General features: G+C 53.0%; 21 protein-coding genes and 1 pseudogene. 16 read left to right on the forward strand and 6 right to left on the reverse strand.

What is annotated here, in order from left to right; genetic code table 11:
• Nucleotides 1-13 precede the first annotated feature (13 nt).
• The 4 genes from HV107_RS21345 to HV107_RS21360 are packed head-to-tail and all read left to right on the forward strand — an operon-like array spanning nt 14 to nt 4,641.
• Complete coding sequence (locus HV107_RS21345) at nt 14-2,554, forward strand: fimbria/pilus outer membrane usher protein (RefSeq protein WP_182060732.1); 2,541 nt, start codon at nt 14-16, stop codon at nt 2,552-2,554.
• 1 nt (nt 2,555) lies between these two features.
• Nucleotides 2,556-3,503: a fimbrial protein gene (locus HV107_RS21350; RefSeq protein WP_182060733.1), complete on the forward strand. Its 948-nt coding sequence runs from the start codon at nt 2,556-2,558 to the stop codon at nt 3,501-3,503.
• A gap of 7 nt (nt 3,504-3,510) precedes the next feature.
• Nucleotides 3,511-4,026 carry a fimbrial protein gene (locus tag HV107_RS21355; protein WP_409050234.1) on the forward strand — a complete coding sequence of 172 codons (516 nt, stop codon included), beginning with the start codon at nt 3,511-3,513 and terminating at the stop codon, nt 4,024-4,026.
• A gap of 15 nt (nt 4,027-4,041) precedes the next feature.
• The gene (locus HV107_RS21360; RefSeq protein ID WP_182060734.1) at nt 4,042-4,641 is read left to right on the forward strand and encodes a LuxR C-terminal-related transcriptional regulator; all 600 of its coding nucleotides are present in this window, start codon (nt 4,042-4,044) and stop codon (nt 4,639-4,641) included.
• A 31-nt stretch (nt 4,642-4,672) separates the two neighbouring features.
• Here HV107_RS21360 and HV107_RS21365 read toward each other — a convergent pair.
• Nucleotides 4,673-4,813: pseudogene (locus HV107_RS21365) on the reverse strand (helix-turn-helix domain-containing protein); the annotation flags it as partial.
• Nucleotides 4,814-4,935: 122 nt separating this feature from the next.
• Between HV107_RS21365 and HV107_RS21370 the strand changes: the two are divergent.
• Nucleotides 4,936-5,568: a LuxR C-terminal-related transcriptional regulator gene (locus HV107_RS21370; protein ID WP_182060735.1), complete on the forward strand. Its 633-nt coding sequence runs from the start codon at nt 4,936-4,938 to the stop codon at nt 5,566-5,568.
• A gap of 40 nt (nt 5,569-5,608) precedes the next feature.
• On the opposite strand, the gene fdhF is transcribed toward HV107_RS21370, so the two are convergent.
• Nucleotides 5,609-7,759 (reverse strand): formate dehydrogenase subunit alpha, encoded by a 2,151-nt coding sequence (gene fdhF / locus HV107_RS21375; RefSeq protein WP_182060736.1) that lies wholly within the window; start codon nt 7,757-7,759, stop codon nt 5,609-5,611.
• Nucleotides 7,760-8,029: 270 nt separating this feature from the next.
• Here fdhF and HV107_RS21380 point away from each other — a divergent pair, with 270 nt between their 5' ends.
• From HV107_RS21380 to HV107_RS21430, 11 genes are all read left to right on the forward strand, one after another.
• A complete protein-coding gene (locus HV107_RS21380) occupies nt 8,030-8,275 on the forward strand; it encodes a hypothetical protein (protein ID WP_182060737.1) in 246 nt (81 codons plus the stop codon).
• Nucleotides 8,276-8,502: 227 nt separating this feature from the next.
• The gene (locus HV107_RS21385) at nt 8,503-8,871 is read left to right on the forward strand and encodes a hypothetical protein (RefSeq protein WP_182060738.1); all 369 of its coding nucleotides are present in this window, start codon (nt 8,503-8,505) and stop codon (nt 8,869-8,871) included.
• On the forward strand, nt 8,871-9,377 hold the full coding sequence (locus tag HV107_RS21390) for a YbjP/YqhG family protein (protein WP_182060739.1): 507 nt from the start codon (nt 8,871-8,873) through the stop codon (nt 9,375-9,377). The genes HV107_RS21385 and HV107_RS21390 overlap by 1 nt, the downstream gene beginning before the upstream one ends.
• 57 nt (nt 9,378-9,434) lie before the next feature.
• Complete coding sequence (locus HV107_RS21395; RefSeq protein ID WP_182060740.1) at nt 9,435-9,584, forward strand: hypothetical protein; 150 nt, start codon at nt 9,435-9,437, stop codon at nt 9,582-9,584.
• Nucleotides 9,585-9,941: 357 nt separating this feature from the next.
• On the forward strand, nt 9,942-10,310 hold the full coding sequence (gene sufA / locus HV107_RS21400; RefSeq protein WP_182060741.1) for a Fe-S cluster assembly scaffold SufA: 369 nt from the start codon (nt 9,942-9,944) through the stop codon (nt 10,308-10,310).
• 8 nt (nt 10,311-10,318) lie between these two features.
• Entirely contained in the window at nt 10,319-11,809 is a 1,491-nt protein-coding gene (gene sufB / locus HV107_RS21405) for a Fe-S cluster assembly protein SufB (RefSeq protein ID WP_182060742.1), read from the forward strand.
• 9 nt (nt 11,810-11,818) lie between these two features.
• Nucleotides 11,819-12,565, forward strand: coding sequence for a Fe-S cluster assembly ATPase SufC (gene sufC / locus HV107_RS21410; protein ID WP_182060743.1), 747 nt, complete (start codon nt 11,819-11,821; stop codon nt 12,563-12,565).
• Complete coding sequence (gene sufD / locus HV107_RS21415; RefSeq protein WP_182060744.1) at nt 12,540-13,811, forward strand: Fe-S cluster assembly protein SufD; 1,272 nt, start codon at nt 12,540-12,542, stop codon at nt 13,809-13,811. The genes sufC and sufD overlap by 26 nt, the downstream gene beginning before the upstream one ends.
• On the forward strand, nt 13,808-15,028 hold the full coding sequence (gene sufS, locus HV107_RS21420; RefSeq protein ID WP_182060745.1) for a cysteine desulfurase SufS: 1,221 nt from the start codon (nt 13,808-13,810) through the stop codon (nt 15,026-15,028). The genes sufD and sufS overlap by 4 nt, the downstream gene beginning before the upstream one ends.
• Nucleotides 15,029-15,042: 14 nt before the next feature.
• Entirely contained in the window at nt 15,043-15,459 is a 417-nt protein-coding gene (gene sufE / locus HV107_RS21425) for a cysteine desulfuration protein SufE (protein WP_182060746.1), read from the forward strand.
• Nucleotides 15,460-15,556: 97 nt separating this feature from the next.
• Nucleotides 15,557-16,570, forward strand: coding sequence for a L,D-transpeptidase family protein (locus HV107_RS21430; RefSeq protein WP_182060747.1), 1,014 nt, complete (start codon nt 15,557-15,559; stop codon nt 16,568-16,570).
• 57 nt (nt 16,571-16,627) lie between these two features.
• Here HV107_RS21430 and lpp read toward each other — a convergent pair whose 3' ends face one another.
• The 4 genes from lpp to HV107_RS21450 all read right to left on the reverse strand — a co-directional run bounded on the left by lpp (nt 16,628) and on the right by HV107_RS21450 (nt 21,501).
• Nucleotides 16,628-16,864 carry a murein lipoprotein Lpp gene (gene lpp / locus HV107_RS21435; RefSeq protein WP_001082307.1) on the reverse strand — a complete coding sequence of 79 codons (237 nt, stop codon included), beginning with the start codon at nt 16,862-16,864 and terminating at the stop codon, nt 16,628-16,630.
• Between the two features lie 310 nt (nt 16,865-17,174).
• Complete coding sequence (pykF, locus tag HV107_RS21440; protein WP_182060748.1) at nt 17,175-18,596, reverse strand: pyruvate kinase PykF; 1,422 nt, start codon at nt 18,594-18,596, stop codon at nt 17,175-17,177.
• Nucleotides 18,597-18,973: 377 nt separating this feature from the next.
• Nucleotides 18,974-20,119: a PLP-dependent aspartate aminotransferase family protein gene (locus HV107_RS21445; RefSeq protein WP_182060749.1), complete on the reverse strand. Its 1,146-nt coding sequence runs from the start codon at nt 20,117-20,119 to the stop codon at nt 18,974-18,976.
• A gap of 11 nt (nt 20,120-20,130) precedes the next feature.
• Complete coding sequence (locus tag HV107_RS21450; RefSeq protein WP_182060750.1) at nt 20,131-21,501, reverse strand: cystathionine beta-synthase; 1,371 nt, start codon at nt 21,499-21,501, stop codon at nt 20,131-20,133.
• Nucleotides 21,502-21,892: the final 391 nt, after the last annotated feature.

Raw genomic sequence — 21,892 nt, forward strand, 5'->3', positions numbered from 1 at the left:
CCGGTAATTCGCAATGACAGAAAATAACAGGCTGAGACCCGCCCCTCTGGCGATAGTTATCGCTTTAGCGTTCGGTGAAGTGCCGCCGGCGCTTTACGCCAGTGTGGCATTTAACACAGAGCTGATTGAACTGGATAATCCCGGAATGGGTAAGGCCGATCTCTCCGCCTTTGAATCTGGAGCTCAGGCGCCGGGGATCTACCATGTTGATATTGTTGTTGACGACCAGTTTGTAGAGACGGCTGATATTCACTTTACTGCGGGTAAAACCGACAGCGGCAATGACGCCCTGCAGCCTTGTCTGAATATGGCGCAATTAAAAAGGTGGGGCGTTAAAACGGCGTTATTTCCGGCGCTCGATGCGGAGAACCGCGATTGCGTGAATCTCCTGGCGATTCCTCAGGCCACTGCGGATTTCCAGTTTGCCGCCCAGCGTCTGGTGTTAACTGTTCCTCAGGCCGCCATCGATCTTCCGGCGAGAGGCTATGTGCCGCCAGAGATGTGGGACGAGGGGATAACGGCCGCAATGCTCAATTACAGCCTGAGTGGGGCGAACAGCCGGGCGAGAACGGGCGCGGGGGGCAGCAGCGATAGCCAGTATGCGAACCTGCGTCCAGGGATCAATATTGGGCCGTGGCGTTTACGCAACTACACCACCTGGTCACGGGATACGTCCGGGAAGGATCGCTGGGACACGGTTTATAGCTATCTGCAGCGTGCCGTTATTCCGCTGAAAGCGCAGCTTACCGTCGGGGACAGCTCCGCCCCGGCTGATGTCTTTGACAGCGTGCCTTTTCGCGGTGCACAGCTGGCGTCGGACGATGACATGCTCCCGGACTCCATGAAGGGCTATGCGCCCGTGGTCCGCGGGATTGCGCGTACCCACGCCCAGGTCGTGATACGCCAGAATGGCTATCAGATCTACCAGAGCTATGTGGCACCGGGCGCGTTTGAAATTACGGATATGTATCCCACTGGCGGCGCGGGTGATTTAGACGTGACCATTAAAGAGGCAGATGGAAGCGAGCAGCATTTCACGTTGCCTTACGCTTCGGTACCGGTTTTACAGCGTGAAGGACGACTGAAATATGCCCTCTCCGGCGGACAGTATCGCGCTTATAACAGCAGCGTGGAGAAAACCCCATTCGGGCAAATCACCGCTATCTATGGTCTGCAGCATGGCATCACCCTCTATGGCGGTGGGCAGGGCTCCAGCAAGTACCAGTCGCTTGCGGTCGGGGCAGGTAAAAACATGGGGGAGTTCGGGGCGCTCTCCGCCGATGTCACTCAGGGCTGGTCATCACCGGCCCACACGGCGAAAACGCATGGGCAGTCTTTGCGCGCGCGCTACAGCAAGAACGTACTCAATACCGGCACCCAATTTTCGATTGCGGGATACCGCTATTCAACCCGGGGCTATTACGGCCTCCAGGACGTGCTGGACTCGTACGGCGACAGTAGCGCGCTTCAGGACCGACGGCGGCACCGCGTGGAGCTGACCATGAGCCAGACGCTAGGCGATGAGCGGGGGGCACTAACGCTCAGCGCCGCACGGGAAGAGTACTGGAACTCCGACAGAACGATGGCGTCATGGAGTGTCGGTTACAACAACGACTGGCACAGCATCAGCTATGGCGTGACCTGGACCTACAGTAAAAATGGCAGCACGGCGTCATCAGCGAGCGGCAGCGCAAAATCCTACGATCGCGACCAGCTTCTTGCATTCACCGTCAGCGTACCGCTGGATAAATTCCTGCCGCAGACGTGGGCCAACTATGGCCTGAACGCCAGTAAGAATAATGGCACGACACACAGTATCGGCATCAACGGGGTCGCGCTCGAAAACAGCGCGCTGAACTGGAATATTCAGCAGGGTTACGGCACGGATGGCGTCGGGTATACCGGCACGATGAACGGCGACTATAAAGGGACGTATGGCGAGGTCACGGCGGGATATGGCTACGACAAAAATAGCGAACGCCTGAATTACGGTTTGCAGGGAGGGATCCTCGCCCATGCTGACGGTATAACGCTGTCTCAACCGCTGGGGGAAACCAATGCGTTGATCAAAGCCTCTGGTGCCTACGGGGTGAATATCCGCAATCAGTCCGGCGTGCGGACCGATTACCGGGGCTTTACGGTGGCGAATAACCTCGCCGTATACCGAAAAAACGATCTCGCCCTCGATCCGGAAAATATGCCTGATGACGTGGAGCTGCAGATCAACACGCGTTCGGTAACCCCTACACGCGGGGCGGTGGTGAAAGCCGATTATCACGCCAAAGTGGGACGTCGGGCGCTGATGACCTTAACGGACGATAACCATGTCGTCCCGTTTGGGGCGGTGGTCACCCTTGCAGATGAGGATAACAGCAGTTTTATTGTCGGCGATCGCGGTCAGGTTTATTTAACGGGCCTGCGCGAGCAGGGCACCGTTCTGGCGACATGGGGGAATCAATCTCACCAGCAGTGTCGGGCGGATTTTAGCCTGCCGGAAAGAACCCAATACGGTGGCATTACTGACATGAGCGTCAGATGCCGCCAGGAAAAGTAATATGAAACGGTTTACTACGCTTTTACTGCTTTGCTGTCTTTTCGGATGGCATAGCGCCAGGGCAGGGACTTGCAACACTATGACTCCCCAGCTCTCGACGCTGTCGGTCGGGACGATTAACGTTCAGCGCGATGCGCCGGTCGGGACGGTGATTTTTTCCGGTGCGGGAGCGTATACCGGATCTTATCTTAGCGGGTGTAGCAATCCGCTCATGCTGGGTTTTAGCATGCGATATAACAATGCCACGCTGAGCAATTACGGAAATCATGTGTACAACACCAATGTCAGCGGCATCGGTATCCGACTGTCATCAAATGCCTATTTTGAGAATCCGAGCAATACCTTCTCTTACAATGCGCAAACCTCTTTCGTGGAGTGGTACGGCGGCTGGGTCGAGCTGGTGGTGACCGGCCCGGTATCGTCCGGGGCCTTAACGCCTGGGGCCATAGGCGTGGTGACGCTGCAGGGCAGCGACGGAGTTTACCGCGACGGGCTGACCGTGCAGCTTACCGGCGGAACCATTAATGCGCTGGCCTGTTCGATTACCACACCGCAGCTGACCTTCCCGATAGGGGATATTTCGGCTTCAGCGTTTGGCTCCGTGGTGGGCACCACGCCAACGGTCGCGCAGAATACGCAAAACCTGGGAGTAAACTGCAGTCCTGGAACCAATATTATGGTTTCCCTGAGCGGAATACAGAATCCGGACGGTGCGAATACCAGCGTGATGGCATTAACAGGGCAGGGAAATCCCGGCACGGCAAAAGGTATTGGTGTGCAGCTTCTTTATAACGGCACGCCGCTGGCATTGAATAGCCGCCTTTTATTAAAACAATCTTCCGGCGGGCAGGAGACGCTTCCGTTAACGGCTCGTTACTACCAGACCTTAACGTCCGTTGAGTCCGGCTCCGCAAATGCGTCGGCCACGCTAAATTTGACGTACCAGTAAGGATGGCATGATGAAATTAACACGCAGGTGCGCGCTTATTTTGCTTTTATGCTGCGGGCGGGTTTTCTCTGCTGACAGCGTTAACCTCGGCGTAACGGGAAATATCGTTGCCTCTCCCTGTATATTCAATGGGGGTAATGCAAACCTGGATGTTCATCTTGGCAATATTCAGGCTACCAATATGGTTACGCCCGGATCGTCATCCGATCCGGTGGACTTTAACCTGCTTTTTACCCAGTGCCCGGCGGGGACCCGCAGCGTCACGGTCTCCTTCACCGGCAATCCCGATCCGGCTGCCGGTGCGGATTACTACCGGAACAGCGGTTCGGCGACCCACGTGGCGATAGCCATGCGCGAGGCCGCAACGGGTACGCTGAAGGGAACAGGCTCCAGCATCACGCAAAATATTGCGGCCGACCGAACGGCGACGATCGCCATGCAGGCTTCGGTAACATCTGTCACCGGCGGCGCGACGCCGGGAAGTATAAGTGCCGTCGTTGTGATGACGATGCAATACAACTAAGATTCGGTACACGCTATGCTGAATATCCTGATTCAAGAGACAGACCAGTTTTTTCACCGTGGGCTGCAGTGTTTTTTTGTAGATTTCTTTACGCGTAATTTTAAGCAGCCGATCCATTTCGACGTCGAGCTTAGCCGTGATAACGTCAGCGCTGCCGATATTATCGTTCTCCCTTTCTGTATGGGGGAGACGCACATCTGTTATCCCGAATTGCAGGCGCGCCAAAAAGGTATCGTGATTGGGGTCGTGGATGACGCGCGTCGTTTTTCGGCATCACCCTCATGTTTTCAGGATATTACTTTTATTTCCCGCAGCGCGTCGCTTGATCGGATAAGCGAGGTGCTATTTCTCGCCTGGTACCGCACGCAAATACCCGGTTACCGCTGGAGGAAAAAAGAGTGCGCTGACTGTCAGCATAAAACATTCTCCCCGCAGCAAATGCGAATGATGGTGAATTTTTACCGGGGGTTGTCGGTGATGCAGATTGCCCGTTCGCTAAAAATGAGCAATAAAACCGTGTTTACGCATAAATATATGATGATGCAGAAATTTAACCTGCGAAGCGATGTTGAGCTGATTGCCCTGATTCGCAAAGTGATGGAGAGGAAGACATAGAACAGCATACGCGTCATGGTACTTATATGCTTTATATAATGACCCCTTTCTTTAAACTCGCCAAAATGCGCATTATCCCACTGCGGGAAAGGTGCGTTTTATCGCGAATATAACGCTCAGCGGTGATGTTCTCTCGCAATACGGGGGCTTCGCTAATTAGCTCATTAAGCTGGGCGCTTCAGTCCTGCGGTGCGGAGGTGTGGATTGACGATCTTTTACCGGAGTATATTCCTTATTTCCAGTGGTTTATGTGGCCAGAAGAGCGATATTCATTGCATTATATGTCGGTGGCAGATGATTAGAATACTTATCAAAGATAACGATTTGTTCTTTATGAATGGGATGGAATTTCTTTTCAAGGAGCTCTTCGAACACCGCTTTAATGAAACCGTAAAATACGTTAGCGAATATACGCCTGAGAATATCGCCCTTTCGGACGTTATTGTTCTCTCATTGTGTAAGGGGGAGCGTTATACCTGCTTCCCGGAGCTGCGGGCACGCACCAAAGGCATTATCATTGGGCTGGTAAATGAAGAAGACACACCCGAAATGTCACCCTCGTGTTTCTCAGATATTGTATACATCACGAGGAGCAGTTCACTCGACAGCATGACGAATAAAATCATTACGGTCTGGAATAAATGGCTAACGTCGAAAACGTTCGTGGCGGACACCTACTGCCTTTGGTGCAAGCATCGCCAAATGTCTGAATACCAGTTCCGTTTACTGGAGCATTTTCATAAAGGCAAAACAATCAATGAAATTGCCAGCGATCTGGGCGTCAGCAGTAAAACAATCTTTGCCCATAAATACCTGGTTATGCATAAATTTAACCTTCGTACAGATAGCGATTTAAAGGGGTTTCTCAACATGCTGGCGAAAAAAGTAAGCATAACGATGAATTTCAGGAAGAGAATAGTGCGTTGAAGATTGCCGGGTCAGGCATAAATACCACCCGGCAATGTTGTTAAATATTCACCGCATCTAGTAACCGCGTTTTCATGGTCTGATAGGCCGACGCCGCATAATCCTCCGCCCAGCGCTGGTCCTCAATGGCCTCAATCTGTACCGCGCAATATTTCGTTTCCGGCGTTTTGGATATTGGGTCGAGGTTATCCTGCGTCAGTTCGTTACAGGCGCCAATCCACCATTGATACGTCATGTAAACCGCACCGGTATTGATGCGCTCACTGATGCTGGCACGGGTAATCACTTTCCCCCTGCGCGAGCGCACCCAAACCAGTTGGCCGTCGCGGATGCCCAGCGTGTCGGCATCTGCCGGGTTTAACTGCACGCGACCAGGCTCGTCGGCCAGGCTTTGCAGTGCGGCACAGTTACCGGTCATTGAGCGACAGGAGTAGTGGCCAACTTCCCTTACCGTGCAGAGCACCAGAGGATATTCCGCATCAGGAATTTCGGCCGGTTGACGCCACGCGGTCGCAAAAAGCTGCCCCTTGCCGGTTGGTGTGTCGAACTGATTGTCTTTATACAGATAAGGCGTGCCGGGATGTTCCAGGGTTGGACACGGCCACTGGACATGACCCATCTCGCCCATTTTTTCGTACGTCACGCCATAGAACAGTGGGCACAGCTCGCGCATCTCATCCCAGATCTGCTGGTCAGACGTATAGTGCATCGGGAAGCCCATTTCGGTGGCAAGCAGGCTGATGATTTCCCAGTCGCGCTTCACGTTGCCGCGGGCTTCAATGGCTTTGCCGAATCGCTGGAAGCCACGGTCAGCGCAGGTAAATACGCCGCCGTGCTCGCCCCAGGAGGTCGCCGGAAGCAGCACGTCAGCCACTTCGGCGGTTTTGGTCATGAAAATGTCCTGTACCACCACAAAATCTAGCGCCTCAAACCCCTGACGCACCAGACCAAGATCGGCCTCCGTCTGGAGTGGATCTTCCCCCATGATGTAATAGGCCTTGATCTTGCCTTCCAGCGCAAGGTGCGGAACTTCCGTTATGCGTGTCCCCACGCGGTCATCCATCTGGTTGACATCGATGTGCCAGGCATCGGCAAATTTTTGCCGGACCGCAGTATCGGTGACATCCTGATAACCCGGGAACATGTTAGGCAGCACACCCATATCGCACGCACCCTGAACATTGTTCTGCCCGCGCACCGGGCCGACGCCGACCGCCGGGCGCCCCAGATTACCGGTCAGCAGGGCGAGGCTGGAAAGCCCTTTAACCACATCGACGGCCTGCCCAAACTGGGTGACGCCCATCCCCCACATAACGGTGGCAGACGGTGCTGCCGCGAAAGTACGCATTGCCTGGCGAACGTCGCTGGCGGCAATGCCGGTCAGATGTTCGACATTCTCTGGAGCGTAATCTTTTACCGCCTCGCGGTAGGCATCCAGCCCTTCGGTAAAACGCGCAACATAGTTTTTGTCGTACAACTCCTCTTCCAGAAGTACATAGCCGAAGGCGTTTACCAGCGCCATATTACTGCCGTTTTTCAGCTGTAGATGCTGATCGGCAATGCGCGCGGTTTCGATACGGCGCGGATCGCAGACAATAATTTTCGCGCCATTTTCACGCGCTTTAAGCACGCGTCTTGCCACAATCGGATGCGAGTCGGCGCAGTTATAGCCAAAGACCAGCAGGCATTTTGAGTTTTCAATATCGTTGATGGAGTTGCTCATGGCGCCATTGCCAAGCGTCTCCTGTAGGCCTGCAACGGAAGGGCCGTGGCAGACGCGCGCGCAGCAGTCTACGTTGTTGGTGTTAAGCACCGCCCGGGCAAATTTTTGCATCACGTAGTTCGTCTCATTGCCTGTCCCGCGAGAGGAACCGGTAGTCATGATCGACCGTGGGCCGAACTGTTCTTTAATGCTTTTCAGTTTGTTGGCGGTGTAGCGAATGGCTTCTTCCCAGGTAACGGGGGTGAACGCTTCTCCTTTATGGTAGCGGATCATCGGTTGCGTTAAGCGAGGAGTCAGCAGACGGGTGTCGTTAAGGAAATCCCAGCCGTAAAAGCCTTTCAGACACAGCGTGCCCTGGTTTGTTACGCCATCGGCGGCTTCGGCACGGATAATGCGGTTATTTTCAACGACAAGGTTTAATTTGCAGCCTGCACCACAGTAAGGGCAGACGCTTGCGATTTTTTTCATCAATAACAGACCTGTTAATAAATGAAGAGATGTTTAACTGGTTAGCCCAGTCCCGTTAGCGTGATTAGCAGGATCCGTGCCAAATCTGAAAAGGTTGTCATACGGGCATTTATTTCGATGTCGGGTCTGTCGTCGGCAGTGAATTCGTCAAATCTGACGATGATTCGTCAGCTAAATTCCAGGAGCTATTGGGTAAAAATCATTTCGGATATGATGAATAATCTGATGTGCAGAAAGGGTTCTGACCGGATAAGGCGTAAGGAAAACACGATGAAAACCTGGCTGTTCTATATGAATGATATTGCTGTCAATGTTTATGAGAAAAAGACACTCACCGCCGAACGCGCAAAAAGTCTTAAGGCCGAAGGATTTCATAGATTGCCGTTTGATACCGAGGCAAAGGATGAATCAGACGCGGTGGATAGGATGTTGCAGCATTTCCGGGAGAATACCGAGGCTCTGGCGGAGTACACCAAAGATATGACTATCCCGGCGATTATATTTAGCCTGCTTTGATTACAGGAGACGGAGCACCCCTCCGTCTATGGCGAAATGAGCGTGAACAATATCAACTGGGCTTTCTTTGGTCATGCGCAATAGTCCCCCCGGATATTCATAAAGATGCATTGCATCAGAGCCCCAGTCATATCGCGATCTAATTATTCAGAACAGCATTTTTAATCCCACAGCACTTTAATGGTTAACGTGATAATTCCGCTCTTACTTACTTAAAGGAACTAAGAATGAGTTGGAATAAAGAAGCCGCAGTTTCGTATCTCCGTTCACACGCTCTGGGGCGATCTCATAGTGAATGTGCTAAGTTTACCCGCCTGGCCATCCTGGCTGGAGGTGTTAAGGTACCGAACACAGATTATGCAAAAGATTATGGGGCGGAATTATTACGTGCTGGATTCAGTGAACTGCCGCCCGGTTCAACTTTAATTTCTGGCGATGTGGCTGTGATACAGCCTTATCCCGGCGGAAATGGCATAGGTCATATGACCATGTATGATGGCATGCAGTGGATTTCAGACTTTGTTCAAAAAAGCATGTATCCGGGGCCTGGGTACAGAAAAATGCAACCACCCATTAAAATTTACAGGATGCGTTGATGAAAAGGATATTTTTATCATTCGTTATTTTGCTGGTGGGATGCACTTCAGCTGCCAATCAAGATCAGGGCGCAAAAGACGCTACTGAATCATTTTATAAATCCTATCTTTCCGTATTCGGCAGCGATGAAACCAGGCTTTACCCTGCCGACGAACTACGTAAATATGTTTCTGCTGATACTATTGCTCGCATTGATGCCATTCAGGAAATCTCTGAACAGGAGTTAATAGAGTCTGACTATTTTACGTATACCCAGGATTACTCTCGTGAATGGGTAGCTGCGTTACGAGTAGAAAACGCAAGGCCATTTTTAAACGGTGAAGTGGTCCAGGTCATTGAGGGGGCGGGTGACGGGAGAAGCATACACCTTGAAGTTTTTCTTCGTCGTGAAAATGATGCATGGAAAATCTACCGCGTTCGTGACGTAACGAACAATCACGAGCACCCAATTTTCAATACCGGAGCTATTGCCCGGGAAAAGGCCGCAGCGGAAAGTGGGCTTTAAAAAGCGAACAATAACAAGCCTCGGTATCTGCCGAGGCTTGTTTATGGACAGAATAAAATGCCTCACCAACAAACTATCCTGTATTTTCTGTCGCGGCATGCCGGAATGACCGACCTGATGCTGCTTTCTGCTGTAGCTGTGGTCGCGCGAGCCTCCTACACCGGGCCGCCATGGTGGCAGGAACTGGAAGGAACTACGTGGGGGTAAATTGGGGAGCGATAAATTGTCCGATATTGTCCGCATCCCCAAAATCTTAAGTTGCTGATTTTAATGTAATCGACTGATTTAGTAGAAATTAAAAAATCTATCCTATAAATAGGTATTTTCGATACATATTTCTTCATTCCCACCTGTACGTCTATTTAGAATGTTAAATGCATTATTTATCAATGTATTGAACAATTAAATCCATCCCTCCGGCCTGTCGCAACAGGGTCTATGCTTAATAAAAGTAGCCAAAAAGGGCGATTTAGCGGAAAGCCCCTGCTGTCAGGGGGTTGAAGTGATAATCGTTATCACTAACATGATGTTATGCCCTGGTGGCTCAATACATGAGGTGGACCTATGGAATTGCATTCAGAAACCTTCAATCCTGCCGACTTTGCCTGGCGTGGTTTAACGCTAACGCCAGCGGCTGCGGCACATATTCACGAGCTGGTGGCTAAACAAACCGGGATCCTCGGCGTGCGCTTAGGCGTTAAGCAGACCGGTTGTGCAGGCTTCGGCTACGTGCTGGATACCGTCACGGAACCCGCAAAAGACGACCTGGTATTTGAAACCGATGGCGCGAAACTGTATGTCGCGCTACAGGCCATGCCCTTTATTGACGGAACTGAAGTCGACTACGTTCGCGAAGGGTTAAACCAGCTCTTTAAATTTCATAACCCGAAAGCCCAGAACGAATGCGGCTGCGGCGAAAGCTTTGGCGTATAGGCGGTACTATGTCTCGTAATACTGAAGCAACTGATGATGTCAACACCTGGAGCGGCGGGCACCTCAACTATAAAGAGGGGTTCTTCACCCACCTGCAAACAGATGAACTGGCAAAAGGCATCAATGAAGATGTCATCCGCGCGATTTCGGCCAAGCGTAATGAGCCGGAGTGGATGCTTGAGTTCCGTCTGAATGCTTTCCGTGCCTGGCTTGAAATGGAAGAGCCACACTGGCTAAAAGCGCACTATGACAAGCTGAACTATCAGGATTACAGCTACTACTCCGCGCCATCCTGCGGCAGTTGTGATGATACCTGCGCCTCGCAGCCGGGAGCCGTACAGCAAACCGGTGCCGAGAACAGCTTCCTGAGCAAAGAAGTCGAAGAGGCATTTAATCAGCTGGGCGTGCCGGTGCGGGAAGGTAAAGAGGTGGCGGTTGATGCCATTTTTGACTCCGTTTCAGTTGCCACCACCTACCGTGAAAAGCTGGCCGGGCAGGGCATTATTTTCTGCTCGTTTGGCGAAGCCATCCACGAACACCCCGATCTGGTGAAGAAGTACCTGGGGACGGTTGTACCGGGTAACGATAACTTTTTTGCCGCGCTCAACGCTGCGGTAGCGTCCGATGGTACCTTTATTTACGTGCCAAAAGGCGTGCGCTGCCCGATGGAGCTGTCGACCTATTTCCGCATCAACGCCGAAAAAACCGGCCAGTTCGAACGCACGATCCTGATTGCCGATGAGGGAAGCTACGTCAGCTACATCGAAGGCTGTTCTGCTCCGGTTCGTGACAGCTATCAGCTGCACGCGGCAGTGGTGGAAGTCATCATCCACAAAGACGCCGAAGTGAAATACTCCACCGTGCAAAACTGGTTCCCGGGCGATGGTAACACCGGCGGCATCCTGAACTTCGTCACCAAGCGCGCGCTGTGCGAAGGCGAAAACAGCAAAATGTCCTGGACCCAGTCGGAAACCGGCTCTGCGATCACCTGGAAGTACCCAAGCTGCATTCTGCGTGGGGATAACTCCATCGGTGAGTTTTATTCTGTGGCGCTCACCAGCGGACGCCAGCAGGCGGATACCGGCACCAAGATGATCCACATTGGTAAAAACACCAAATCAACGATTATCTCGAAAGGGATCTCCGCCGGGCACAGCCAGAACAGCTATCGCGGGCTGGTGAAAATCATGCCTACGGCCACCAACGCCCGTAACTTTACCCAGTGTGACTCAATGCTGATTGGCCCGGATAGCGGCGCACATACCTTCCCGTACGTGGAATGCCGTAACAACAGCGCCCAGCTGGAGCATGAAGCGACCACATCGCGTATTGGTGAAGATCAGCTCTTCTACTGCCTGCAACGCGGGATCAGTGAAGAAGATGCGATATCAATGATTGTTAACGGCTTCTGTAAGGATGTGTTCTCTGAACTGCCGCTGGAATTTGCCGTTGAAGCCCAAAAACTCCTCGCCATTAGTCTTGAACACAGCGTCGGTTAAGGAAAGCACATGTTAAGCATTAAAGATTTACAGGTAAGCGTTGAAGACAAAGAGATCCTGCGTGGCCTCAATTTTGACGTCAAACCGGGAGAAGTTCACGCCATCATGGGGCCAAACGGCTCCGGGAAAAGTACGCTTTCAGCGACGCTGGCAGGACGTGAAGATTACGAAGTCACCCGTGGTTCTGTCGAGTTTAACGGCAAAGATTTGCTCGAGATGTCACCGGAAGACCGCGCGGGAGAGGGCATCTTTATGGCCTTCCAGTACCCGGTAGAAATCCCTGGCGTCAGTAACCAGTTCTTCCTGCAAACGGCGCTCAATGCGGTGCGTAAATACCGTGGGCTGGAGGCGCTCGACCGATTTGACTTCCAGGATCTGATGGAAGAAAAAATCAAGCTGCTGAAAATGCCGGAAGATCTCCTGACCCGCTCTGTGAACGTCGGCTTCTCCGGCGGTGAGAAAAAGCGTAACGATATTCTGCAAATGGCGGTGCTGGAGCCGGAACTGTGCATTCTCGATGAAACCGATTCTGGTCTGGATATCGATGCCCTGAAGATTGTGGCTGACGGCGTAAACTCCCTGCGCGACGGTAAACGTTCGTTCATTATCGTCACGCACTACCAGCGAATTCTTGACTACATCAAACCGGATTACGTCCATGTGCTCTGGCAAGGGCGCATTGTGAAATCCGGCGATTTTACGCTGGTCAAACAACTGGAGGAGCAGGGCTATGGCTGGCTTACCGAACAGCAGTAACGCGCTACAGCAGTGGCATCGCCTGTTTGAAGCGCAGGGCGACTCGCGCTCTGAACATGCCCAACAGCACCTTCAACAGATGCTGCGCCTGGGATTGCCGACGCGTAAGCATGAAAACTGGAAATACACCCCGCTCGACGGATTGCTGAACGGCCAGTTCGTGACCCGTCTGGCGGATGTCAGCAAGGCTCAGTGCGATCTGCTGGCGCTGAGCGTGGCGGCAGTGCGTCTGGTATTTGTTGACGGGCGCTTCCACCCGGAACTGAGTGACGATACACAGAACAGCGGCTTTGAGATAACCGTGAATAACGACCGCCAGCCGCTCGCGGTGCCGGTACAGCCGGAGGTGTTCCTGCACCTTACCGAAAGCCTGGCGCAGAGTGTCACGCAGATCCGCGTAAAACGTAACCAGCGCCCGGCGAAGCCGTTGCTGTTGATGCATATCACTCAGGGGCTGCCGGGCGAAGAGATCAACACTGCGCATTATCGCCACCATCTTGAACTGGCCGAAGGGGCGGAGGCGACGATCATCGAACACTACGTTAGCCTGAATGACGCGCCGCACTTTACCGGCGCACGCCTGACGATGAACGTGGCGGCAAATGCGCAACTTCACCATATCAAGCTGGCGTTTGAAAACCCGGCCAGCCACCACTTTGCCCATAACGATATTCTGCTGGGAGCCGATGCGGCGGCATATAGCCACGGCTTCCTGTTGGGCGGCGCAGTACTGCGCCACAACACCAGCACGCAGCTGAATGGTGAAAACACTACGCTTCGCATTAATAGTCTGGCGATGCCGGTTAAATCGGAAGTGTGCGATACCCGCACCTGGCTTGAGCACAACAAAGGCTACTGCAACAGCCGCCAGCTGCATAAAACCATCGTCAGCGATAAAGGCCGCGCGGTATTTAACGGCTTGATTAACGTGGCGCAACACGCCATCAAAACTGACGGGCAGATGACCAACAACAACCTGCTGTTAGGGCGCCTGGCGGAAGTGGATACCAAACCGCAGCTTGAGATCTACGCCGACGATGTGAAGTGCAGCCACGGCGCCACGGTTGGCCGTATTGACGATGAACAGATGTTCTATCTGCGCTCGCGTGGGATCGACAAACAGGCGGCGCAGAAGATGATTATTTACGCGTTTGCGGCAGAACTGACGGAAGCGCTGCGTGATAACGCGTTAAAACAGCAGGTGCTGGAGCGTATTGGTCAGCGTCTGCCTGGAGGCGAAGCATGAGTTTTCCCGTAGAGAAAGTACGGGCGGATTTTCCGGTTCTGACCCGTGAAGTGAACGGTCTGCCGCTGGCCTATCTCGACAGTGCTGCCAGCGCTCAGAAACCGAATCAGGTGATTGACGCTGAAGCGGAGTTCTACCGCCACGGCTATGCCGCCGTGCATCGCGGTATTCATACGCTCAGCGCTGAGGCAACGCAGAGCATGGAAAACGTGCGCACCCAGGTGGCGGCGTTCCTCAATGCGCGCTCGCCGGAAGAGCTGGTATTTGTGCGCGGCACCACCGAAGGGATAAACCTGGTGGCGAACAGCTGGGGCAGCGCACAGGTCCACGCCGGGGATAACATCATCATTACCCAGATGGAACATCACGCGAATATCGTTCCCTGGCAGATGCTCTGCGAGCGCACAGGCGCACAGCTGCGCGTGATCCCGTTGAACAAGGATGGCACCCTACAGCTGGCGCAACTCGACGTGTTGCTTGATGAACGCACCCGGCTGGTGGCTGTCACGCAAGTATCTAACGTCCTGGGGACCGAAAACCCGGTGGCGGAGATTATCGAAAAAGCGCATCAGGTAGGTGCGAAAGTGCTGGTTGATGGCGCGCAGGCCGTGATGCACCACGCCATTGACGTGCAGGCGCTGGATTGCGATTTCTACGTTTTTTCCGGGCATAAGCTCTACGGGCCAACCGGCATCGGCGTGCTGTATGTCAAAGACGCGATTTTGCAGGCTATGCCACCCTGGGAAGGGGGCGGGTCAATGATTGCCACCGTCAGTCTGACGGAAGGTACCACTTACACACGTGCGCCGTGGCGCTTTGAGGCGGGCACGCCTAATACGGGCGGGATTATCGGCCTTGGGGCGGCGATTGCGTATATCTCCTCGATTGGTCTTGATGCCATTCAGGAGTACGAACAGGTGCTGATGCACTACGCCTTACAGGAGCTTTCCAGTGTACCGGATCTGGTCTTATACGGCCCGGCCGACAGGAAAGGGGTGATTGCCTTTAATCTGGGTAAACACCATGCCTACGATGTGGGCAGTTTCCTGGATAATTACGGCGTGGCCGTGCGTACCGGGCATCATTGTGCCATGCCGCTGATGGCATTTTACCAGGTGCCGGCGATGTGCCGGGCATCGCTGATGATGTATAACACAATGGAAGAGGTCGACAGACTGGTGGCGGGACTTAAACGTATCCACCAGCTGCTTGGATAACGGAGAGGCAAGAGATGGCCGATTTGCCGGACAGAGATAAACTGCTGCGTAACTTTGGGCGTTGTGCAAACTGGGAAGAGAAATATCTCTATATTATCGAGCTGGGGCAGCGTTTGCCCCCACTCGGTGAGGAAGAGCATAACCCACAAAACAGTATTCAGGGCTGCCAGAGCCAGGTGTGGATCGTCATGCGCCAGAACGATGCTGGCGTAATTGAATTGCAGGGCGACAGCGATGCGGCCATTGTGAAGGGGCTTATCGCGGTGGTGTTTATTCTTTATCACCAGATGTCAGCACAGGATATTGTCACTTTTGACGTGCGCCCGTGGTTTGAAAAAATGGCGCTGACACAACACCTCACCCCGTCCCGTTCTCAGGGACTCGAAGCGATGATTCGCGCAATTCGCTCCAAAGCGTCAATCATTAGCTAGACTTAACAGACAGCATTCATTCTGTTTCGCGAGGTGGTTCCCGCCTCGCTGGTTTTTCAGCTTTCTGGCTTTCTGCCAGTGAATAAGGAATCTCAGCATGAAGCGCGCGTCTATTATTACTCTATTACTCCTCGGTTCGCTCGGTGCGCTTAATTCGGCCTGGGCGGTTGATTATCCATTGCCGCCTGTCGGCAGTAGACTTATTGGTCAAAATCAAACCTACACCATTCAGGAAGGGGACAATAAACTTCAGGCCATTGCCCGACGATTTAATACGGCTGCACAGTTGATCCTCGAAACCAATAATACGATAGCCCCGGTTAATCCTGCGCCGGGAACCGTAATTACGATCCCCTCACAGATGCTACTGCCAGACACGCCGCGCGAAGGCATTGTCGTGAACCTGGCTGAGCTACGGCTTTACTACTTCCCTCCAGGTGAAAACATTGTTCAGGTTTTCCCGCTGGGCATTGGGCAACTGGGTCTGGAAACCCCGGTTACCACTACGCGCGTGAGTCAGAAAATCCCTAATCCAACCTGGACACCTACACCCGGCATCAGAGCGCGCTCACTGGCGCAGGGTATTAAACTGCCCCCGGTAGTCCCCGCAGGGCCAAATAACCCGTTAGGACGCTTTGCACTGCGTTTAGGTGTGGGGCATGGGGAATATCTCATTCACGGGACCAGTGCGCCCGACAGTGTAGGGTTGCGGGTCAGTTCCGGGTGTATGCGCATGAACGCGCCGGATATTAAGGCGTTGTTTGAACAGGCGCGCGTCGGTACGCGTGTGCAGATCATCAACGAGCCGGTGAAATACTCCGTTGAACCTGATGGCAGACGTTACGTCGAAGTCCACCGTCCTCTGGCGCAGCAAGAAGGGGAGAACCCACAGACAACGCCAATTAACCACTCAACAGACTTTGCCTCTTTTGTCACTCAGTCCGGGAGTGATAAAGGGCTCATCAACAAAGCGTTATCGCGCCGCGCGGGGATACCTGTGGTGGTGTCAGCTGGCAATGGTCCGTCAGCGAATAATGCGGTGTTATCGGTACAGAACAGCCGGGTGTCTGCGGCGGTATCAGAAGGCGAGGGTGAGAAGGTTACGCAGTAGGAATGTGAAGGCAAAAAAAATGGCGCACAATGTGCGCCATTTTATTAACAGGTACTATTACTTACGGTATTTAGTAGCCTGGTTATCCAGACGCTGGTTAGCGCGAGCTGCGTCGTCTTTAGCAGCCTGAACGTCGGAACGCATTGCGTTCACGTCGTTGCTCAGCTGGTCAACTTTAGCGTTCAGAGTCTGAACGTCAGAAGACAGCTGATCGATTTTAGCGTTGCTGGAGCAACCAGCCAGCAGAGTAGAACCCAGGATTACCGCGCCCAGTACCAGTTTAGTACGATTCATTATTAATACCCTCTAGATTGAGTTAATCTCCATGTAGCGTTACAAGTATTACACAAAGTTTTTTAGGTTGAGAATATTTTTTTGATGGGAATACGCCTATTTTTGATCGTTCGCTCAAAGAAGCAACGAATTCGGCATTTTTGTCGAAAAAGCTATGTTAAAAAAGGCATTTTTCATCGGATTCATCTTAGATAATTCGCTATTAAATAGAAAAACCCGATTTGCTTTTTGAATAAATCTGGCTAATGCCTGGAATAAAAAAAGCGCCCCGAAGGGCGCTTTTATCAAAAATTAATTCGTTCGAGAATTATTACAGTACGTGAACAGATGCAGTGTTGGTTGTACCAGCTGGTACCAGAGCACCAGAAACCATCACCACAACGTCGCCTTTCTGTGCCAGGCCGCGTTCAACGAGTTGCAGCGCCACTTCTTTACCCAGACGGTAGAAATCGTCTGTAGACGCGATCTCTTTCACCAGGTGAGGAACAACACCTTTGCTCAGTACCAGCTGACGAGCAGTGGTTTCGTTGGTGGTCAGGGCCAGAATGGTGGCATCCGGGAAGTATTTACGGATAGCACGGGCAGATTTACCGCCCTGGGTCGCAACCACAATCAGTGGTGCTTCCAGTTTCTCAGCAGTTTCTACCGCACCACGGCACACTGCTTCAGTGATGCGCAGTTTACGGCTGTCGTTGTTGTAATCCAGACGGCTGGTCATCACGCGGTCGGTACGTTCACAGATGGTGGCCATGATGCTCACGGCTTCCAGCGGATATTTACCTTTAGCGGATTCGCCAGACAGCATTACTGCGTCAGTACCGTCCAGGATGGCGTTCGCCACGTCGCCTGCTTCAGCGCGGGTTGGGCGTGGGTTTTTGATCATGGAGTCCAGCATCTGCGTTGCAGTGATAACCACTTTACGCGCGCGAACACACTTCTCGATCATCATCTTCTGCGCGAAGATAACTTCTTCAACCGGGATCTCAACACCCAGGTCACCACGAGCAACCATGATACCGTCAGACGCTTCGAGAATTTCGTCGAAGTTGTTCAGACCTTCCTGGTTTTCGATTTTGGAGATGATCTGGATCTTCTCGCCGCCGTGCGCTTTCAGGTGCTCACGGATTTCAACCACGTCGGAACGTTTACGGATAAAGGACGCTGCAACGAAATCAACGCCTTGTTCGCAACCGAAGATCAGGTCTTGCTTGTCTTTTTCAGCCAGTGCTGGCAGCGCGATGGAAACGCCTGGCAGGTTAACGCCTTTGTTTTCACCCAGGTCGCCGTTGTTCAGCACTTTACAGATAACCTTGTTACCTTCGATAGCGGTAACTTCCATACCGATCAGACCATCGTCCACCAGAACGGTGTTACCGACGGACAGATCGCTGGTGAAGCCTTCATAGGTCACAGCAACGATTTCGTTGTTGCCGACAACAGACTTGTCAGTGGTGAAGGTGAAGGTCTGGCCAGCTTTCAGAGAGACGTCGTTACCGCCTTCCAGTTTGATGGTACGGATTTCAGGACCTTTGGTATCGAGCAGGATAGCGGCTTTTTTACCGGTCTTGCTCATCACGTTGCGCAAGTTCTGGATACGCTGACCGTGTTCAGCATAGTCACCGTGGGAGAAGTTCAGACGCATAACGTTCATGCCGGCGTCCAGCATTTTGGTCAGCATCTCTTCAGATTCGGTTTTCGGGCCGATGGTGCAAACAATTTTCGTCTTTTTCATGACAGTCTTAGTCTTTAAGTTGGGAAGGATATGGAAATCTCGCTCCGGGGGCGCACCGCCGCGGAGCCAAACCTGTGTTGCAAAAGAGTATATGACACGCACTAAGGATAGGAGACATCAAATGAGCGTGCAGAAGAAAGTGTGCCTGAGTGTCAGCCCAACGGAGGAGAGGAAAAGTTGTACGTTGTTTTTTGTATTCCAAGCGCTGAAACCATTCACCAGGGATTAGGCGCGCATTATACGCTGATTTTCTGATAAAAGGAAAATGAAAACAGCGTTTCAAAAATAATCTGTGCAGATTCACATAAGATTGTTATCAAGGCGTTAAAGCATAATGACAACTTATGGCGGCAGGCTCGTCACCCGCCGCATTTAGCTCAAATTTTTAGCGCCTGATCCAGGTCGGCAATCAAATCCTGCACATCTTCAATACCCACAGAAAGACGGATCAGCTGCGGCACAATGCCGTTTGCCCGTCGTTGCTCGGGCGGAATAGAGGCATGGGTCATGCTGTAAGGCTGGCTGACCAGGCTTTCAACGCCGCCCAGGCTTTCCGCCAGGGTAAACAGTTTCAGCTTGCGGATGATCTCCGTCGCCCGTTGCGCATCTCCTTTTACCACCACCGAAATCATGCCACCGGGCAGGGCCATCTGCCGGCGCGCGAGCTGATACTGCGGATGGGACTCAAGCCAAGGGAACCACACTTTTTCCACCTGCGGGTGGTGCTCCAGCCATTGCGCAATCGCCAGGGCGTTGGCACTGTGCTTTTCCACGCGCAGTGAAAGGGTACGAATTCCTCGCAGCGTGAGGAAACTGCTGAACGGATCGAGTACACCGCCCACCGCATTTTGCAGATAGCCCAGTTTATCGGCCAGTTCCGGGTTGTCGCCCACAACGGCTACCCCGGCAACCACATCCGAATGGCCGTTCAGGTATTTGGTTGCGGAGTGCACCACGATATCAAACCCCGACTCCAGCGGGCGGTGGATCACCGGCGAAGCAAACGTGTTGTCGGCTACGCTGATAAGGTGATGGCGACGGGCGATATCCGCAATGGCGGCCAGATCGGCCAGCTTCAGCAAGGGATTCGTCGGCGTTTCGACCCACACCATACGCGTGTCGGGCCGGATTGCGGCTTCCAGCGCCACCACGTCGCCCGGCTTAACCCAGCTGACCTGCAACCCGGTGCTGCGTTTGCGCACATTTTCAAACAGGCGGTACGTCCCGCCATAGACATCATCAATAGCAACGATGTGACTGTCTTTATCCAGCAATTCCAGCACCGTGGCGATAGCCGCCAGACCGGATGCGAAGGCGTAACCGCGGGTGCCGCTTTCCAGCGTGGCAATGGCGGTTTCAAGGGCGTGACGGGTTGGATTGCCACTGCGGGAATATTCGTAGCCGGTATGTTCACCCGGTGACGGTTGCGCAAACGTCGAAGTAGCGTAAATCGGTGGCATCACTGCACCGTGCTGGTCGTTAAATTCACCGCTGTGAACGCTGAGGGTGGCTAAATTTGTCATTGTCTCTTCCTTTATTTTTGCAGACGGTTGCGCCAGGCGGTGAGAACGTCGCTGCGCGTAATCAGACCCAGAAAGCGATCGTTATCATTAATGACCGCCACCAGCCCACGATCGAAAATCGTGTTCAGTGCGCTTTCCGGGGCGCGTTTATCCAGAAACTCCACCTGACGCGTCATGGCATCGGTGACGGGGAGGGCGAAACGGTCGCCGTCACCGCCGATGTGGCGCAGCAGATCCCACTCATCGATGATGCCGACGACCTTGCCGTCATCCAGCACCGGGAGTTGTGAGATGTCGTACAGACGCATTCGTGCCAGCACGGTGGAGAGCGTGTCATCCGGCGCGGCGGTCACCGTGGCGCCTTCATCATGGCGCAGGGCGATGTAGTCAGAGAGATCGCCTGCCTGCGGGCGAGAGATAAGCCCCTGCTGGCGCATCCAGTCGTCGTTGAACATCTTCGACAGATACTTATTCCCGCTGTCGCAGGCGAACGTCACCACGCGTTTGGGGGTTGTTTGCGCCTGGCAATATTTCAGCGCCGCCGCCAGCAGAGTCCCGCTGGAAGAGCCCGCCAGAATGCCTTCTGTTTTCAGCAGCTCGCGGGCGGTAGCGAAAGCTTCGCGGTCAGTAATACGCCAGGCGCGATTAACGCCTTCGATATGGGCCAGCGGGGGAATAAAGTCTTCCCCAATTCCCTCGACCAGCCACGAGCCTGCATCATGATAACGCCCGGTTTCGACCTGATCGGCCAGAACTGAGCCAGCGGGATCGGCGAGTACAAATTCGGTATGGGGAGAATGTTCAGCAAACCACGCCTGAAGGCCGCCCAGCGTGCCGCCGGAGCCCACGCCAACTACAATGGCGTCGATATCGCCATCAAGTTGTTCATACAGCTCCGGGGCCGTGGTGGTGCGGTGAGCCAGCGGGTTGGCGTCATTATTAAACTGATCGATGTAAAACGCGCCGGGAAGTTCGTTCGCCAGGCGCTGCGCGTAATCCTGATAATAAGCCGGATGGCCTTTATTAACGTCTGAACGCGTCAGCACCACCTGTGCGCCCAACGCCCGCAGGTGGAAAATCTTCTCGCGGCTCATTTTGTCGGGAACCACGAGGATCAGCGAGTAGCCTTTTTGTGCGGCAATTAACGCAAGGCCAAGCCCGGTATTGCCAGCGGTGGCCTCAATAATCGTCCCGCCGGGCTGTAGCAGGCCGTTGCGCTCTGCTTCGTTAATCATCGATAACGCAACGCGATCTTTGATAGAGCCACCCGGGTTCTGGTTTTCCAGCTTCAGAAACAAGGCGCAAGGACCGGTATTGAGCTTGTGCAACTGAATAAGCGGAGTACGGCCTATCAGTTCAGTGACAGAGTGATAAATCGCCATGGTTTTTTCCTGTATGAAGGTCATGGCGAGATGATAGTGCGGCGAAAATTTACCGATAAAGAACGTTTAACTGCCTTTTAGAACGAAAAGTAATATTAATGACTATTTCGGCAGTATAGCTAGCAAGACGTAAAGTGGTCTGGAAGTGAGGATGGCTATACCGGCATAAAATGCTGTAAAAATGAGCAAATTATCTCTCTCAGGGCCGTGATATATGCATCTGGCAGATAATCATTGCTGAAATTGAGCTATTTGCTTCCCGCCCAGTAAATCCGCCTTTTATTTCTTTTGGTTATAACAAATTCTTTTTTGGTCATTTAAAAGCGGATAATCGCTGATTACTATCATTTGGACATCCATACTGCTAAACCGCTATATGCGTAACGGATAA

The organism is Enterobacter sp. RHBSTW-00175, assembly GCF_013927005.1.
GTDB lineage: Bacteria > Pseudomonadota > Gammaproteobacteria > Enterobacterales > Enterobacteriaceae > Enterobacter.